Source organism: Actinopolymorpha cephalotaxi, from assembly GCF_013408535.1.
GTDB lineage: Bacteria > Actinomycetota > Actinomycetes > Propionibacteriales > Actinopolymorphaceae > Actinopolymorpha > Actinopolymorpha cephalotaxi.
In genome coordinates this window covers 1,520,337-1,536,797 of record NZ_JACBZA010000001.1, presented here as the reverse complement: position 1 = coordinate 1,536,797, position 16,461 = coordinate 1,520,337, and the positions used below count along the sequence as shown (strand labels likewise).

The window sequence follows — 16,461 nt, the reverse complement described above, 5'->3', positions numbered from 1 at the left end:
GCAGGACATCTGATTGTCGCAAGGGCAATCGGCTGGGTAGCGTAGCCGAGGTGATTCGCTGTCTGGCCGTGGAGAACTACCGGTCGCTGCGCAGCCTGATCGTCGAACTCGACCAGCTGACCGTGGTGACCGGGGCGAACGGCACCGGCAAGTCCAGCCTTTACCGCGCGCTGCGGCTGCTGGCGGACTCCGCTCGCAACGGCGCCGTGGCCGCGCTGGCCCGGGAGGGTGGGCTTCCCTCGACGCTGTGGGCCGGGCCGGAGACGATTGGCAGGTCGGTGCGTGCGGGCGAGCATCCGGTGCAAGGAACGGTACGCCGCCAGCCGGTCGCCCTGCGCCTGGGTTTCGCCGACGACGACTTCGGATACGCGATCGACTTCGGACTGCCGCAGCCCGCCCGGTCGGCGTTCCAGCTGGACCCGCTGGTGAAGCGGGAGGCGGTGTGGTCCGGACCTGTCCTGCGGCCGGCGGCCCTGCTGGCGGAGCGGGCCGGCACCATGCTGAAGATCCGTGACGGCCGCTCGTGGTCGACCTTCCCTGACTCGGTGGGGCCTTTCGACAGCATGCTCAGCGAGTACACCGATCCGCAGCGCGCGCCGGAGCTGCTGATGCTCCGCGAACGGGTGCGGTCGTGGCGGTTCTACGACCAGATCCGTACGGATCAGGGGGCACCGGCCAGGCAGGTCCGGATCGGCACCCGTACGCCGGTACTCGCCCCCGACGGCGCCGATCTCGCCGCCGCGCTGCAAACGATCCTGGAGATCGGCGACGAGGCGGCGCTCGCCGCCTCGATCGACACCGCGTTCCCCGGCAGCCGGGTGGAGATCGGGGTCGAGGGCACGCGGTTCGAGGTGCGGCTGCACCAGCCCGGGATGCTGCGGTCCCTCGGCGCGGCCGAGCTGTCCGACGGGACGCTGCGCTACCTGCTGTGGACCGCCGCGCTGCTGTCCCCGCGACTGCCCGCCTTGCTCGTACTCAACGAGCCGGAGACCAGCCTGCACCCGGAGCTGATCCGGCCGCTGGCGGACCTGATCGCGGCCGGTGCGGAGCGTACGCAAGTGGTGGTTGTCAGCCACTCACGTGCCCTGATCGACGCGCTCACCCGGGACGGCAAGGCGACGAGAATCGAACTGGTGAAGGAACTCGGCGAGACCCAGGTCGACGGGCAGGGACGTTTCGACCACCCGCCGTGGCAGTGGCCCAAGCGCTGACGCCACGTCGGCACGGGCAGTGGAGGATCACTGACGAACCGCCTGTACGTCGAGTTCGACGCGAATCAGCTTGCTCAGCAGCAGTCCGCCGGTCTCCAGCGGCTGGTTGAACGTGATGCCGAACTCGTACCGGTCGATGGTCGTGGTTGCGGAGAATCCGATGCGTGGGCGGGTCGCGTCGCCCATCGGATCCGGGCAGGCGCCGTCGAAGTCCGCGTCGAGGATGACCGGACAGGTCTTGCCGTGGATCGTGAGGTCACCGTGGATGGTGAGGTCACCGTGGATCTGCAGCGACTCGCCGGCGAACTCCACGCCAGTACTGGAGAAAGTGAACGTGGGATGGTCCTCGACGCCGAAGAAGTCGGTGCTCCGCAGGTGCGCGTCCCGCTGTGCCTGGGCGGTGTCCACACTGTCGGCCTGGATGGTCACCTCGACGAAGGAGTGCAGTGGTTCCTCGGCGACGGTGATCGTTCCCTCGAAGTCGGTGAAACGTCCGCGCACCTTCGAGAAGCCGAGGTGCTTCACCTGGAACGCCACGCTGCTGTGCATGACGTCGATCGCGTACGTGCCCGGGACGGGGAGTTCCAGGCCGTCGACAGTGCGGGTGAGGGTGGTCATGATTCCTGCCTCCGTTGGGCGTTCGGGTTCGTTGTGCTCGCGGGGTAGACCGCCGTGGGGGCGCCGGCTCATCGGTCGTTCGCGATCTCTTTGCGTACGGTGGGCCGTGGCGTGTCGTACGTACGCAAAGGAGATCGACCTCGTGCCTGACCCACAGTCCTACGTCGTCACCGGTGGCGCCCACGGCGTCGGCCGCGCGACGGCCGAGCGTCTCGCCCAGGACGGGCACGTGGTCGTCCTCGACCCGGTTGCCCACCTGGACTGGGACCACCCCCGCGTCGAACTGGTGAGCGGCGACGCCCGCGACCCCGACGTCGCGGGCCGTGCCGCGGCCGCAGCCGAGGAACGCGGTGCGCTCACCGGCTGGGTGAACAACGCCGCGATCTTCCGGGACGCCGGCCTCGATCAGGCCTCCGCGCAGGAGATCCTCGAACTCGTCACGGCCAACCTGGCCCTCGCGGTCACCGGCTGCCACGTCGCGGTGAACCACTACCTTTCCCGCGGTCGCCCCGGGGCGATCGTCAACGTCTCCTCCCACCAGGCACAGCGCCCCGTCCGTGGCGCGCTCCCCTACGCCACGGCGAAGGCGGCCGTGGAAGGACTCACCCGCGCGGTAGCGGTCGACCACGGGCCGAACGGGATCCGCACCAACGCGGTGGCCCTCGGATCCATCAGCACCGACCGGTACGAGGCCTACCGCACGGCCAACCCGGAGGTCGACGAGCAGATGGCCGCGCTGCATCCTCTCGGCCGGGTCGGCACCGCCCACGAGGTCGCGGACACCATCGCGTTCCTGGTCTCCCCGTACGCCGGATTCGTCAACGGCGCGGTGCTTCCGGTCGACGGTGGCCGCGCGGCCCAGGGCCCGGACCCCGAGGCCACCTGAACTCGCGCCCGGCCGGCGGAAGCGTCCGGGAGCGGCCAGCCGAGGTGCCCGGGCCGCAACTTCCTTGACCGGGCCGGGCGTACCTGCGAGCTTTCTTCGGCGCCCGCACGGCAGCGGGAACGGGGAGGGGACACGTGCACCGATACACCGAGACAACTCGGCGGTACGCCCTGCACGCCCGGTTGCTGTGGCGCGCCGCGCCGGGGCATTCCGTACTGAACCTGTTCCTGGTACTGGCCAGTGCGGGAACGGTGACGTTCGGCATCGTCGCGACCGGACACCTGGTCGGCGCACTGCCCGCGGCGGTGCGGGCGGGCGCCGGCTCACCCGCTGCGGGCCGGGTGTGGTGGTGGCTGGCGGCGGCCGCCGCGGCGTACGCCCTCGCCCCGCTGATCAACGCGGGACAGAACGTGGTCGCACAGGTCGTCTCCGCCCGCTATCTGCGGCTGGTCTTCGGCATGGTCGCCGACGTCGGAACCGCGCCGTACGGCATCGGGCATCTGGAGGACCCCGAGCTCGCCGGCCGCCTGGACGCGGTCAAGCGGGCCATGCGGGACTGGACGTTCGTCAGCGGGGTGGAGTGGACCTGGGGCCTGCTGGCGACCCGCGTCACCGGGCTGGGCTCGTTGATCCTGGTGGCGACCTGGAACTGGTGGGCGGCACTGCTCGCCGCCGGGTCGTACGTCCTGCTGGCCAAGGTGTTCGTCGCCTGGATCGGAACCATCTTCGACGACCTGCTGGAGGTGACGGGCAACCAGCGCCGGCAGGCGAGCTACGTACGCGACCTGATGACCGGCGCACCGGCGGCGAAGGAGCTCCGGCTGTTCGGGATGGCGGACTGGCTGGTGCACCGCTACACGACTGCCTGGCGGGACGCGATGACCGTCGTCTGGCGCAACCGCTACCACAACCTGCGGCCGATCCTCGGCGCGTGTGCAGTCATGCTTGTGGTGAACGCGGGAGTGTTCGCACTGCTGGCCCGCGACGCCTCGGCGGGCACTGTCTCCCTCGCCTCCCTGGTGACGCTGGTGCAGGCGTTGCTCGCGCTGGAGGCGTTCGGGCCGCTCGGCGACGGCCAGAGCGCGCTGGCCCGCAACACCTCGGCGACCACCATGCTGGTCGGATTGCGGACGAGGCTCGGCCTGCCCGACGTTCCCCCGCACTCCCCCGGTGCGCCGGGCGGCAACGAGCCGGAGCCCTTGCAGAGCACGCGTTCCGCGGCCGCGGCGATCGACCTGCGCGAGGTGACGTTCCACTACCCGACCCGCGACGAGCCGACGGTCGAACGGCTGTCCCTGCACGTCCCGGCCGGGCAGTCGGTCGCGATCGTCGGCATCAACGGCGCGGGCAAGTCCACCCTGATCAAGTTGCTGTGTGGGCTCTACCCGCCCGACGCCGGGACCATCCGCATCGACGACGGCGACCCGTCGGCGGACGAGGCGACCCGCAACCGGGTCGCGGTCATCTTCCAGGACTTCGTGCGCTACCACCTTCCGCTGCGCGACAACGTGGGGTTCGGCGCGCACACCCGGCACGACGACGAGGCGGTGCTGGCCAGGGCGCTCGAGGACGCCGGCGGCACCTCGCTGCTGGACCGGGTCGAGCACGGCTGGGACACCGTGCTCAGTGCGGAGTACGCCGAGGGCACGGACCTGTCCGGCGGCCAGTGGCAACGGGTGGCGCTGGCCCGCGCACTGGCCGCGGTCGCCGGCGGCGCGGGCGTCCTCGTGCTGGACGAGCCCACCGCCGCTCTCGACGTCCGGGCCGAGGCGGCGTTGTTCGACCGGTTCCTGGAGGTGACCCGCGGGATGACCACACTGCTGGTTAGCCACCGGTTGTCCAGCGTGCGGCACGCCGACCGGATCGTGGTGATCGGTCCGACGGACGACCCGACTCGCACCGGAACCGGCATCGTCGAGGACGGCAGCCACGAGGAGCTGATGGCCGCGGGTGGTGCGTACGCCCGGATGTTCTCGTTGCAGGCGGCGCGGTTCGCGGCCGCCGGAGCGGACGAGACGGCCGGGGCGGACGAGACGGCCGGGCCGGACGAGACGGCGGTGGAACGCCGATGAAGACGGCACTGCGCGGCATCTGGCTGGTCGTGGCCAAGTCGGTCCGGGTCAGCCCCTGGCAGAGCCTGCTCTGCATGGCCGAGTCGCTGGGCGGCGTCATCTCGCTGCTGCAGCCCTTGTATCTCGCGTGGTTCGTGGACGGCGTACTCCACCACGACACCGGCAAGATGGCGCTCGCCGTGGCCGCGGTCGCCGCGTCGACCGGCCTCAGCGGCGCCCTGAACATGGCCGGCTGCGACGCGCGGGTCCGGCAGTTCGAACGCGTCGGCTTCGCGTTCGACACCGAGATCGCCCGGATCACCGCGTCCATCCCCACCCTCGACCACCTGGAGTCCAGCAAATATCTCGACCAACTGCAGGCGCTGCGTGACCAGCAGGGCGCGCTCGGCGGCGCTCTGAACAGCTTCCTCAACACGTTCCGCAACGTCGTCTTCGCCGGCGGGACGCTGGTGCTCGCAGCCGGCGCCGACGCGCGGCTGCTGCTGCTCGTCCTCGCCGGCCTGCCCAGCGTGGTCGCCACCCGGTGGATCGTGCGCTGGCAGGCCCGGGCGGAGGAGGAGTCGGCGGAGCCGGGGCGCCTGGCCACCCACCTGCTGGAGCTGAGTACGACCGCCGGGCCCGGTGCGGAGGTCCGGGTGTTCGGTCTGCGCGAGGTGGTACGAGCCAGGCTGACGGATGCGGTCGCGCGCTGGCGGGCGCCGATGGTCGCGCTCGCCCGGCGTACCGAGGTGGTCAACGCCGCCTGCTCGGTGTTCTTCTTCGGCTGCGCCGTCGCGGTGCTCGCCTGGATGGTGCACGACGCGATCCGCGGGCAGGTGCCGGTCGCCACCCTGGTGCTCGCGGTGATGCTGGTCGGCCGGCTGCAGAACACCGCTAACGTGCTGCGCTGGTCGATCGGCAACATCACCCAGTTGGCCCGTACGACCGGGCGGTTCCTCTGGCTGCGCGACTACGAGCGGGAGGTCCGCGAGGCGCACGACGGGACGCAGGCGCCGCCGGCGATCCTGCGGGACGGCATCACGATCGAGGGTCTGGCGTACGCCTATCCGGAGGCGGTCGAACCCTCGCTGCGGGACGTCAGCCTGCACCTGCCGGCGGGCTCGGTCGTCGCGCTGGTGGGTGAGAACGGCGCCGGAAAGTCGACCCTGGTGAAGCTGCTCACCGGGCTGTACCGCCCGACGGCGGGCCGGGTGCTGGTCGACGGCGTCGACCTCGCCGACCTCGACCTGCCCGCCTGGCGGGCGCGGGTGTCGGGTGCCTTCCAGGACTACGCGAAGGTGGAGTTCACCGCCCAGGAGTCGGTCGGGGTCGGCGACCTGCCCCGGGTGGACGACGACCGCGAGGTACGCCGCGCGCTGCGCGAGGGTGCCGGCGAGGACGTCCTCGCCTCCCTGCCGTCCGGCCTGGCCACCCAGCTCGGCTCGTCCTGGCCGGAAGGGGTGGAGCTGTCCGGTGGGCAGTGGCAGCGGCTGGCGATCGCCCGCGGGATGATGCGGACCGAGCCGTTGCTGCTGGTCCTCGACGAACCCACCGCGGCGCTGGACGCCGCCACCGAACACGCGTTGTTCGAACGCTACGCCGAGGCCGCGCGGGCCGCCGGCGGCCGGGGCGCGGTCACCCTGCTGGTCACCCACCGGTTCTCGACCGTGGCCGCCGCCGACCTGGTGGTCGTCCTGGACGGCGGCCGGGTCGCCGAGGTCGGCACCCACGCCGAACTCGTGGCGGCGCGCGGTCACTACGCCGAGCTGTACGAACTGCAGGCACGCGGCTACCGCTGAGGCCGACCGCCGAGCACCGACCGATGTGTGCCGGATCCGTCGTACGGCCTCAGGGGGTGCCTGTGCCGGGGTGTCTGCCAGGGCGTTCGAGGTAGGACGGGTCCGGCGGCCCGAAGCCGAACTTCCCGTACAGGCCATGGGCGTTCGCGGTGTGCAGCATCCACCGGAAGTCCGCGCCCGGCCCGCCCTCCACCATGACCTCCACCAGGCGGGTGCCGAGCCCCTTGCCGCGCAGGTCCGGGAGTACGTACACGTCGGCGAGGTAGGCGAGGGCCACCCCGTCGGAGACCGCCCGCGCGAAACCCACCATCCGCCCGCTCACCGACTCGTACACGCCGACCACCCGCCAGGCCGAGGCGACCTGACGGCGAACGTGGTCGCGGGTACGCCACTTGCCCCAGTAGACCTGGGTGGACAGCACCTCCCACAGGGCGTCCAGGTCCACCCGGTCGGGGTCGTCGTCGAACTCGAACTCGCCGTCCACGCTCTTCACGCCGTTCACCCTAGGCAAGCTCGGCACCGGGCCGCCCCGGAATTTCTTCCGCGGAAGAATCCTGGGCCGGCTGACCCGGCCCCGGGCTGTATGCGCGTACCTGTCCGGCTTCGCCCGGACTGCCCCGATGCGGCGCGTCCTGCCATCGGATCCCGACACCGCGTTGCCGCTCGCCGGGATCGGCGGCTAAGGTACTCCGCATGCAGTGGTGCTATCGGTTTGGCGAGCCGGCCCTGGGTGGGCCCGGCAGCGACCGCATCCGCTGACATCCACCACCCAGAGCCGGCAGGGCAGCGTCCGCAAAGGACCTGCCCTTTTTGCATGCCCCGACCAGGGGGCCGGCCCGAGGTGACGCGGGCCGGCTCCCGACGTAGACCCAGCGAAAGGACCGTCCCCGTGTCTGCCAGCCCCGCTTCATCTGTCGGCCCCGCCTCGTCCGCCGGCCCCGCCTCCGATTCGTCAGGTTCCGCGCTCTCCACCGACGCCGTGCCCGGCTCGCCGCGGGCCCTCAGCGACGTCCGGATCACCCGGTCCCGTCCCCTGCTCTCCCCCGCGCTGCTGCGCGACGAACTCCCGCTCCCGCACGAGTCCGCGCAGGTCGTCGTCCGCGGCCGCGACGACGTGACGCGCATCCTGGCCGGCGAGGACGACCGGCTGCTCGTCGTCGTGGGCCCGTGCTCGATCCACGACCCCGAGGCGGGACTGGAGTACGCCCGGAGGCTGGCGGCGTTCGTGCCCGAGGTGGCCGCGGACCTGTGTGTGGTGATGCGGGTGTACTTCGAGAAGCCGCGTACGACGGTCGGCTGGAAGGGCCTGATCAACGACCCGGACCTGGACGGCAGCTACAACGTCAACAAGGGCTTGCGCACCGCGCGGAAGGTCCTGCTGGACGTGCTGGCCACCGGTCTGCCGGCGGGATGTGAGTTCCTCGACCCGATCATTCCGCAGTACATCGCCGACACCGTGAGCTGGGGCGCGATCGGCGCGCGTACCTCCGAGAGCCAGGTGCACCGGCACCTCGCCAGCGGCCTGTCCATGCCGGTGGGCTTCAAGAACTCCACCGGCGGCGACGTGCAGGGCGCGATCGACGCGATCGGCGCGGCCGCCGTGAGCCACGTCTTCACCGGTGTCACCGAGGACGGCGTGGCCGCGATCCTCACCACCAGCGGCAACCCCGACTGTCACGTCATCCTGCGCGGCGGGCAGACCGGACCCAACTACGACGCGGCCAACGTCACCGACGCCCTCGGTCGGCTGGCCAAGGCGGACCTGCGCGAGCACGTGGTGGTCGACGCCAGCCACGGCAACAGCGGCAAGGACCACCTGCGCCAGCCCGTCGTGGCCGCGGACGTGGCCGGCCAGCTCGCCGACGGTCAGCGCGGAATCGTCGGCGTGATGCTGGAGAGCTTCCTCGAGCCCGGCCGGCAGAACCTCGTCGAGGGCGCGGCCGGCACGTTGGCGTACGGCCAGAGCATCACCGACGCCTGCATGGGCTGGGAGCCCACGGTCGAGGTGCTGCGGGAGCTGGCTGCCGGAGTGCGTTCCCGCCGTTCGGTAGCGCCTACGGACTGACCTGCCGGCTCGTTCCTCACGGCCCGTCGCGGTGTCCCGCGAGGCCGTGGATCTCCCCCTACGCCAACAGGGACAGGGTTTTCGGTGTTGTCGGTGGGCCCTGGCATTCTCGCCGTCCACCAGCAACATCGACGACACCGATGTCCAGAACTCACGGGGAGATGGTCACGTGCGACACCAGGATCCGACGACATGGGCGCAGGCGCTGCTGTGTGAGACGGCGCGGCGGGCGGCCGGCGGAATGCGCTACGGATGGGAGGCCGCCGTCGTCGAGCTGGCCGACCCGAGTCTGCCTGCGCAACTGGTCGACGGGGTGGTCGACGAATGTCTCACCGGTGCCGTCGGCGGGCTCTGGGAACGCGGCTGGCAACCGCTGGACGTGGCGGAGTTCGCGGCCCGGCGCCTGTCCGCGCCCGCCCGCCAGCTGGCGCTCGACATGACGGCACACCAGGCCGCGCGTTATCCCAGGTCCACGCTCGACCCCCGCTGGCGATCCCAGCTGGAAGAGCTGGAGACCTCCCCCCACTGGGCGACCGACGGCGCGCGGCTGACGCGGTGGGCGGCCCGCCGGCGACTCGACCGGACGGAAACGATCAGCGTGGCGCTCAGCGTGCTGACCTTCCTGTACGCCGCACCGGCGCTGGAGTCGGTGCTTCCCCCTCCCGGCCGATCCGCGGCGACCGGTCACGCGGGGGCAACCGGCATGCACGGGTCACCGCCCGGCTCGGGCGAGCGTCCCGGACCCGACGCGGCCGGGGAGAAGATGCTGCATCGGATCCGGGCTTTGCTGGCCAAGGCCGAGTCCACCGAGTTCCCCGAGGAGGCCGAAGCGCTGAGCAGCAAGGCGCAGGCGCTGATGACGAAGTTCTCCCTGGACCAGGCCATGCTGGCCACCGATCCGGCGGGGTCCCCGGTCGGCGCGTCCCGCGCCGCCGGTGCGCACGCACACATCCGCAGGGTCTGGCTGCGGACGCCCTACCTCAACGCCAAGGCGTTGCTGGCGTCCGTCGTCGCGGAGGCCAATCGCTCTCGCGTGGTGGCCTGCACCGGAATGGGATTCGTCACGATCATCGGCGTGGAGGCCGACCTGGCTCTCGTGGAGCTGCTGCTCACGTCGCTGCTCCTGCAGGCCGACCGCGCCATGCTCGCGGCGCCGCCGTCGACCCGAGCGGGTGGCCAGAGCCGCACCCGTTCGTGGCGGCAGTCCTTCCTGGTGTCCTACGCCACCAGGATCGGCCAGCGGCTCACCGAGGCGAGCGAGGCCTCCATGGCCGAGTACGACACCGGAAACCCCGGCGCCTCCGCCCGGCTGCTGCCCGCGCTGACCGCCCGCGACCAGGCCGTCCAGAAGCTGGTCACCGAGCTGTTCCCCCGCATCCGGAAGTCGGCGGTGTCGACGTCCAACCGGGACGGCTGGGCGGCCGGCAAACTCGCCGCCGACATGGCGGACCTGGGCGCGCGCCGAGGCGTCGGCCGGGCCGCCTCGTGACGGCCCGGCTCACTCCGGCGCCGAGCTCACTCCCAGAAGACACGCTCGACGACCGAGCGGGCATGCCGGGTGATCCGGCGGTAGTCCTCGAGGAACAGCCCGGACTCCTGCGGCCCGTAGCCGAGCAGCCGCGACACCGCGGCGAGGTCGCTCGGGTCGCGGGGCAGGGAGTCCGAGCGACGGTCGCGCACCAGCATCATCGCGTTGCGGGCACGGGTCGCCAGCCGCCAGGCGGCGAGCAGGTCGTCGGCGTCCTCGCGGGTCAGCAGCCCGGCGTCGGCAGCCGCCTCCAGCGCCCGGACGGTGCGGGTGGTGCGCAGGCCTGGCACCTCCGCACCGTGCCGCAGCTGCAGCAGCTGGACGGTCCACTCCACGTCGGCCAGGCCGCCCCGGCCGAGCTTGGTGTGCGTGGTCGGGTCCGCGCCGCGGGGCAGGCGCTCGGCGTCCACCCGGGCCTTGATCCGGCGGATCTCCCGTACGTCGTGCTCGGTCAGTCCGGCGTCCGGCCAGCGGAGCCCGTCGACGAGCTGCATGAACCTCTCGCGCAGCCCCGGGTCGCCACACACCGCCTCGGCCCGCAGCAGAGCCTGCGCCTCCCACACGTGCGACCAGCGCGCGTAGTAGGAGGAGTACGACGCGAGCGTGCGCACCAGCGGGCCCTGGCGTCCCTCGGGACGCAGGTCGGCGTCCACCCCGACAGGCGGGTCGGGTGCGGGCGCGGCGAGCAGCCGCCGGAGCTCGCTGACCACCGCGGTGGCCGCGTCGGCGGCCTCCTTCTCGTCCGCTCCGTCGTACGGCTCGTGCACGAAGATCACGTCCGCGTCGCTGCCGTAGCTCATCTCGTGGCCGCCGAACCGCCCCATCGCCACCACCGCCAACCGGGTGGGGATGGTGGGCCGGCCCTGGGCGGCGACCGAACGGACCGCCGCGACCAGCCCTCCGCTGAGGGTGGCCGCGGCGATGTCGGTGAGCGCCTCCCCGACGGCGTCGGTGTCGATCAGCTCCAGGACGTCCGCCGCGGCCAGCCGCAACAGCTCCCGGCGCCGGATCGCCCGAACCGCGGCGGCGGCCGACCCCGGGTCGTCGTACCTCCCGGCGGCGGCGAGCATCTCGGTCTCCACCTGCTCGCGGCTGCGGGGGCGAAGCTCCCGGTCGTCGCCGAACATCGCCACCGCCTCCGGCGCGCGCCGGAGCAGGTCGACGACGAACCTGCTGGAGGCCAGCACCCTGGCCATGCGTTCGGCGGTGACGCCCTCGTCGCGCAGCAACCGCAGGTACCACGGCGTGGACCCGAGCTCCTCCGACACCTGACGGAACGCCAGCAGGCCGCCGTCGGGGTCGGGTGCGTCGGCGAACCACTCCAGCATCACCGGCAGCAGCGTGCGCTGGATGGACGCCCGCCGCGACACCCCGGCCACCAGCGCCTCGATGTGCCGCAGCGCGGCAGCGGAGTCGGTGTAGCCGAGGGCGGTGAGCCGGGCCCGGGCGGCGTCCGGAGTGAGCCGGGTCTCCTCGGTGGAGATGCGTGCGACCGCCGCGAGCAGCGGGCGGTAGAAGAGCTTCTCGTGCAGCCGGCGTACCTCCCGGACGTGCTTCTTCCACTCCTGGGTGAGTTCCTTGACCGGCTCCGCCCACATCCCCAGGGAGCGGCCGAGCGCACGCAGGTCCTGCTCGTCCTCGGGAAGCAGGTGCGTACGCCGCAACCGGGACAGCTGGATCCGGTGTTCGAGCGTACGCAGGAAGCGGTAGGCCTCGGCGAGCGCGGCGCCGTCGTCGCGGCCGACGTAGCCACCCGCGGTGAGCGCGTCCAGCGCCCGCAGGGTCGACGGACGGCGCAGCGACGGGTCGGAGCGGCCGTGCACCAGTTGCAGCAACTGCACCGCGAACTCCACGTCGCGCAGCCCGCCCGGCCCCAGCTTGAGCTGCCGGTCCAGCTGTGCGGCCGGAATGTGGTCGACCACCCGGCGCCGCATCGCCTGCACGTCGGCGACGAAGCCGTCGCGTTCGGCCGCGCGCCACACCAGCGGGTCGATGGCTTCCAGGAAGCGGCCTCCGAGCTCGTGGTCGCCGGCCACCGCGCGGGCCTTGAGCAGCGCCTGAAACTCCCAGGTCTTCGCCCAGCGCTGGTAGTAGGCGTCGTAGCTCGCCACCGACCGGACCAGCGGGCCCGCCTTGCCCTCGGGCCGCAGGCCCGCGTCGACCGGCCACAGGGTGCCCTCGCCGCTGTGCTCGGAGCAGATCCGGATCACCTGCGTGGCGAGCTGGGTCGCCGTCCGGGTCGCGTCGCCCTCCCCTGCCTGCTCGGCTGCCTCCGCGGCGGGTTCGGCGGGTTCGGCGACGAACAGAACATCCACGTCGCTGACGTAGTTGAGCTCCCGCCCACCGGTCTTGCCCATGCCGATGATCGCCAGCCGGCAGGGCATGGAGTTCTCCGGCAGCCTGGCCTGGGCCACGGCGAGTGCGGCCTCCAGCGCGGCGGCAGCGAGGTCGGCGAGCTCGGCGGCCGCGTCGTCGACCCGTACCTCGTTCCCGAGATCGCGGACGGCGAGCCGGAGCAGCAGGCGGTGGTAGGCCACCCGCAGGGCGTCCGCGGTGCCGGGGTCACCGTCCGCGGCGACGGGCGCCTCCGCCTCGGGGTCCGCGCCGACCGCGGCCAGCATCTGGGCGCGCAGTGCCCTGGTCGTGGGCCGGGTGATGGACAGATGCGGGTCGGCGAGGTCGTGCCAGTGCTCGGGGTGCCGGATCAGGTGTTCGGCCAGCCCCGTGCTGGCACCCAGCAGGCGCAGGAGCCGGCGCCGCAGCGTCTCGTCGTCCACGAGCGCGGCGACCAGGGCGGCCCCTTCGCCTTCGTCCTCGACCAGGTCGGCCAGGAACGCCACCGCCTGGTCCGGGTCGGCGGCCGCTCCGGTCGCGTCCAGCGCCGGGACCAGCGCGGCCGGAAGTTCGGCGATGCGGCGCAGGGCCGCCTCGGGCTCGGCGAACCCCCACCGCACCAGTTGTCCCTCGCCGGGAAGTCTGGCCTCGTCGGGGGTTCGCAGCTCCGTCAACGTGTCTCAGATCACCGGGAGGAGCCGGTCACGTTCGAACGCCGTCACCTGCTGGCGGTACTCCTCCCACTCGGCCTTCTTGTTCCGCAGGAAGAAGTCGAAGACGTGCTCGCCCAGGGTCTCCGCGACCAGCTCGCTGTTCTCCATGGTGCGGATGGCCTCGTCCAGGCTCTGCGGCAGCGGGTCGATGCCCATCGCCCGGCGCTCGCCCTCGGTCAGCGACCACACGTCGTCCTCGGCCTCCGCCGGCAGCTCGTACCCCTCCTCGACACCCTTCAGGCCGGCCGACAGCAGGACGGCGTAGGCGAGGTAGGGGTTGGCCGCGGAGTCCAGCGAACGGAACTCGATCCGGGTCGACTGGCCCTTGTCCGGCTTGTACATCGGCACCCGGACCAGCGCCGAGCGGTTGTTGTGGCCCCAGCAGACGTATGCCGGCGCCTCACCGCCGCCCCACAGCCGCTTGTAGGAGTTGACCCACTGGTTGGTGACCGCGGTGATCTCGCCGGCGTGGCGGAGCAGTCCGGCGATGAACGACCGCGCGACCTTGGACAGGTGATACTCCGCGCCCGACTCGAAGAACGCGTTGCGGTCGCCCTCGAACAACGACATGTGCGTGTGCATGCCGGACCCGGCCCACTGCGTGAACGGCTTCGGCATGAACGACGCGTAGATGCCCTGGCCGAGCGCGACCTCCTTGACCACCACCCGGAAGGTCATGATGTTGTCGGCGGTCGCCAGCGCGTCGGCATATCGCAGGTCGATCTCCTGCTGCCCGGGCGCGCCCTCGTGGTGGCTGAACTCCACCGAGATGCCCATCGCCTCGAGCATGGTGATCGCCTCGCGGCGGAAGTCCTGGCTCATCCCGTGGGCGGTGTGGTCGAAGTAGCCGCTGCGGTCGACCGGCGACGGCACCCGGCCCTTCTCCGGCGCGTCCTTGAAGACGAAGAACTCGATCTCGGGGTGGGTGTAGAAGGTGAAGCCCAGCTCGGCGGCCCGGCTCAGCGTGCGCTTGAGCACGAACCGCGGGTCGGCGTACGACGGCGACCCGTCGGGCATCTGGATGTCGCAGAACATCCGCGCCGTGGCCGGGGAGTTGCCCCGCCAGGGCAGGATCTGGAACGTCGACGGGTCCGGACGGGCCACCATGTCGGCCTCGTAGACCCGGGCGAAGCCCTCGATCGCCGAGCCGTCGAAGCCGATCCCCTCCGCGAACGCCCCCTCCAGCTCCGCCGGCGCGATCGCGACCGACTTGAGGAAGCCGAGCACGTCGGTGAACCACAGTCGGACGAACCGTACGTCTCGCTCCTCGAGCGTACGGAGTACGAACTCCTGCTGTTTGTCCACTGGTCCCATCTCCGCTCGGATTGCGGGGTTCCGGCCGACGCCGGCTCGCTTGTCAGCACGTTACCGCCTGGGTCCGCCCGACACCGTGCGAGGCCGCACCGGCTGCGTCGGTCAGATCACCTCGCACCCATTACGCTGCGAACGTGGCACAAATCCGTCTCGCGCTCGCGCAGCTCAACGTCACCGTCGGGGACATCGCGGGGAACGCCGAGGCCATCAAGAGGTGGGCACAGCACGCCGCCGACCGCGGTGCCCACGTGGTCGCGTTCCCCGAGACGGCTCTGACCGGTTACCCCGTCGAGGATCTCGCCCTGCGGTCGTCGTTCGTGGAGGCCAGCCGGACCGCGGTGGAGGAGCTGGCCGGCAAGCTCGCCGCGGCCGGGCTCGGCAACCTCGTGGTCGTCTGCGGCTACCTCGACCGGGCCGAGGACGGCTACGAACGTACCGGCCGGCCGAAGGGGTCGCCGCAGAACGCCGCCGCCGTCATCCACCGGGGGCGGATCGTCGCCCGGGCAGTCAAGCACCACCTGCCCAACTACGGGGTGTTCGACGAGTTCCGCTACTTCGTGCCGGGCGACAGCCTGCAGGTGGTCACAGTGCACGGCATCGACATCGCGGTGACGATCTGCGAGGACCTCTGGCAGGAGGGCGGGCCGGTCCGAGCGGCGCGGGCCGCCGGTGCCGGGCTGCTGCTGACGATCAACGCCTCTCCGTACGAGCTGGCCAAGGACGACGACCGGCTCAACCTCGTCACCCGCCGGGCCCGCGAGGCCATGTGCCCGCTCGCCTACGTCAACCTGGTCGGCGGCCAGGACGAGCTCGTCTTCGACGGGGACTCCCTCGTCGTCGACGAGACCGGCACCGTGCTCACCCGCGCGCCGCAGTTCACCGAGGGCCTGCTGACCGTCGACCTGGACCTCGCCACCACCACCCGGGGCGCCGACGAGTACGCCGGGATCCGGATCGAGCGCACGGTGGTGAGCGACACCGCGCTGCCCGCCTACGACGTGAGCCCGTCCGGAGAGGCGCCGAGGCTGGACGAGGAGGCCGAGATCTACACGGCCATCGTCACCGGCCTGCGCGACTACATCCACAAGAACGGCTACGAAAGCGTCGTCCTCGGCCTGTCCGGCGGCATCGACTCCGCACTGGCGGCGACCATCGCCTGCGACGCCCTCGGCCCGGAGAACGTCTACGGCGTGTCCAACCCCAGCCGCTTCTCCAGCCAGCACTCCCGCGACGACGCCGCCGACCTCGCCGCCCGTACCGGCCTCAACTACCGCGTCATCCCGATCGAGCCGATGGTGTCCGCGTTCGCTGACAACCTCGAGTTGACAGGGATCGCTCAGGAGAACCTCCAGGCACGCATCCGCGGCATGATCTGGATGGGAATCGCCAACGAGGAGGGCCACCTGACCATCGCCACCGGCAACAAGAGCGAGCTGGCGGTGGGCTACTCCACGATGTACGGCGACGCGGTGGGCGCGTTCGCGCCGCTGAAGGACGTGCCGAAGACCCGCGTCTGGGCGCTCGCCCGCTGGCGCAACCAGGCCGCCCTCGACCTCGGTGAGACCCCGCCGATCCCGGAGAACTCCATCACCAAGGAGCCCTCCGCCGAGCTGCGCCCGGACCAGCGCGACACCGACTCGCTGCCGCAGTACGACCTGCTCGACCAGATCCTGGAGGACTACGTCGAGGAGGACGCCGGCGCGGCCGACATCGTGGCCGCGGGCTTCGACGTCGAGGTCGTCGAGCGCATCATCCGGATGGTGGACGCCGCGGAGTTCAAGCGCCGGCAGTACCCCCCGGGCCCGAAGATCACGTTCAAGGCGTTCGGCCGCGACCGGCGGCTGCCGATCACCAACGGCTGGCGCGAGGCGGTCGTCGCGGGCCACCAGCCGAAGGCGCCCGTGCGCACCGCTCCGCCCGGCGAGGGTCCTCGGGCCTAGGT

General features: G+C 71.8%; 11 protein-coding genes. 7 read left to right on the top strand and 4 right to left on the bottom strand.

What is annotated here, in order from left to right; genetic code table 11:
• Positions 1-50: 50 nt before the first annotated feature.
• Positions 51-1,211: an AAA family ATPase gene (locus tag FHR37_RS06890; RefSeq protein ID WP_092882947.1), complete on the top strand. Its 1,161-nt coding sequence runs from the start codon at positions 51-53 to the stop codon at positions 1,209-1,211.
• Positions 1,212-1,238: 27 nt separating this feature from the next.
• On the opposite strand, the gene FHR37_RS06885 is transcribed toward FHR37_RS06890, so the two are convergent.
• The gene (locus FHR37_RS06885; RefSeq protein ID WP_092882948.1) at positions 1,239-1,829 is read right to left on the bottom strand and encodes a YceI family protein; all 591 of its coding nucleotides are present in this window, start codon (positions 1,827-1,829) and stop codon (positions 1,239-1,241) included.
• A 142-nt stretch (positions 1,830-1,971) separates the two neighbouring features.
• Between FHR37_RS06885 and FHR37_RS06880 the strand changes: the two genes are divergently transcribed.
• From FHR37_RS06880 to FHR37_RS06870, 3 genes are all read left to right on the top strand, one after another.
• Entirely contained in the window at positions 1,972-2,715 is a 744-nt protein-coding gene (locus FHR37_RS06880; RefSeq protein WP_202818026.1) for an SDR family NAD(P)-dependent oxidoreductase, read from the top strand.
• A gap of 134 nt (positions 2,716-2,849) precedes the next feature.
• A complete protein-coding gene (locus FHR37_RS06875) occupies positions 2,850-4,787 on the top strand; it encodes an ATP-binding cassette domain-containing protein (protein WP_092882950.1) in 1,938 nt (645 codons plus the stop codon).
• Positions 4,784-6,565 (top strand): ABC transporter ATP-binding protein, encoded by a 1,782-nt coding sequence (locus FHR37_RS06870; protein ID WP_092882951.1) that lies wholly within the window; start codon positions 4,784-4,786, stop codon positions 6,563-6,565. The genes FHR37_RS06875 and FHR37_RS06870 overlap by 4 nt, the downstream gene beginning before the upstream one ends.
• A gap of 49 nt (positions 6,566-6,614) precedes the next feature.
• Here the strand turns inward: FHR37_RS06870 and FHR37_RS06865 are convergent, their stop codons facing one another.
• Positions 6,615-7,058 (bottom strand): GNAT family N-acetyltransferase, encoded by a 444-nt coding sequence (locus FHR37_RS06865; RefSeq protein WP_092883207.1) that lies wholly within the window; start codon positions 7,056-7,058, stop codon positions 6,615-6,617.
• Between the two features lie 486 nt (positions 7,059-7,544).
• On the opposite strand from FHR37_RS06865, the gene FHR37_RS06860 reads away from it, so the two are divergent.
• Both FHR37_RS06860 and FHR37_RS32945 read left to right on the top strand, forming a co-directional pair.
• Positions 7,545-8,630: a 3-deoxy-7-phosphoheptulonate synthase gene (locus tag FHR37_RS06860; protein WP_092882952.1), complete on the top strand. Its 1,086-nt coding sequence runs from the start codon at positions 7,545-7,547 to the stop codon at positions 8,628-8,630.
• A 169-nt stretch (positions 8,631-8,799) separates the two neighbouring features.
• Positions 8,800-10,119 (top strand): DUF2786 domain-containing protein, encoded by a 1,320-nt coding sequence (locus FHR37_RS32945; protein WP_092882953.1) that lies wholly within the window; start codon positions 8,800-8,802, stop codon positions 10,117-10,119.
• Between the two features lie 26 nt (positions 10,120-10,145).
• Here FHR37_RS32945 and FHR37_RS06850 read toward each other — a convergent pair whose 3' ends face one another.
• Positions 10,146-13,166, bottom strand: coding sequence for a bifunctional [glutamine synthetase] adenylyltransferase/[glutamine synthetase]-adenylyl-L-tyrosine phosphorylase (locus FHR37_RS06850; protein WP_092882954.1), 3,021 nt, complete (start codon positions 13,164-13,166; stop codon positions 10,146-10,148).
• A gap of 6 nt (positions 13,167-13,172) precedes the next feature.
• Positions 13,173-14,519 carry a glutamine synthetase family protein gene (locus tag FHR37_RS06845; protein ID WP_202884493.1) on the bottom strand — a complete coding sequence of 449 codons (1,347 nt, stop codon included), beginning with the start codon at positions 14,517-14,519 and terminating at the stop codon, positions 13,173-13,175.
• A 134-nt stretch (positions 14,520-14,653) separates the two neighbouring features.
• Between FHR37_RS06845 and FHR37_RS06840 the strand changes: the two genes are divergently transcribed.
• Complete coding sequence (locus FHR37_RS06840; RefSeq protein ID WP_092882956.1) at positions 14,654-16,459, top strand: NAD+ synthase; 1,806 nt, start codon at positions 14,654-14,656, stop codon at positions 16,457-16,459.
• Positions 16,460-16,461: the final 2 nt, after the last annotated feature.

Coding starts and splice junctions, on each gene's coding strand:
- FHR37_RS06885 (WP_092882948.1), bottom strand. CDS start 1,829: ATGACCACCCTCACCCGCACTGTCGACGGCCTGGAACTCCCCGTCCCG.
- FHR37_RS06870 (WP_092882951.1), top strand. CDS start 4,784: ATGAAGACGGCACTGCGCGGCATCTGGCTGGTCGTGGCCAAGTCGGTC.
- FHR37_RS06845 (WP_202884493.1), bottom strand. CDS start 14,519: ATGGGACCAGTGGACAAACAGCAGGAGTTCGTACTCCGTACGCTCGAG.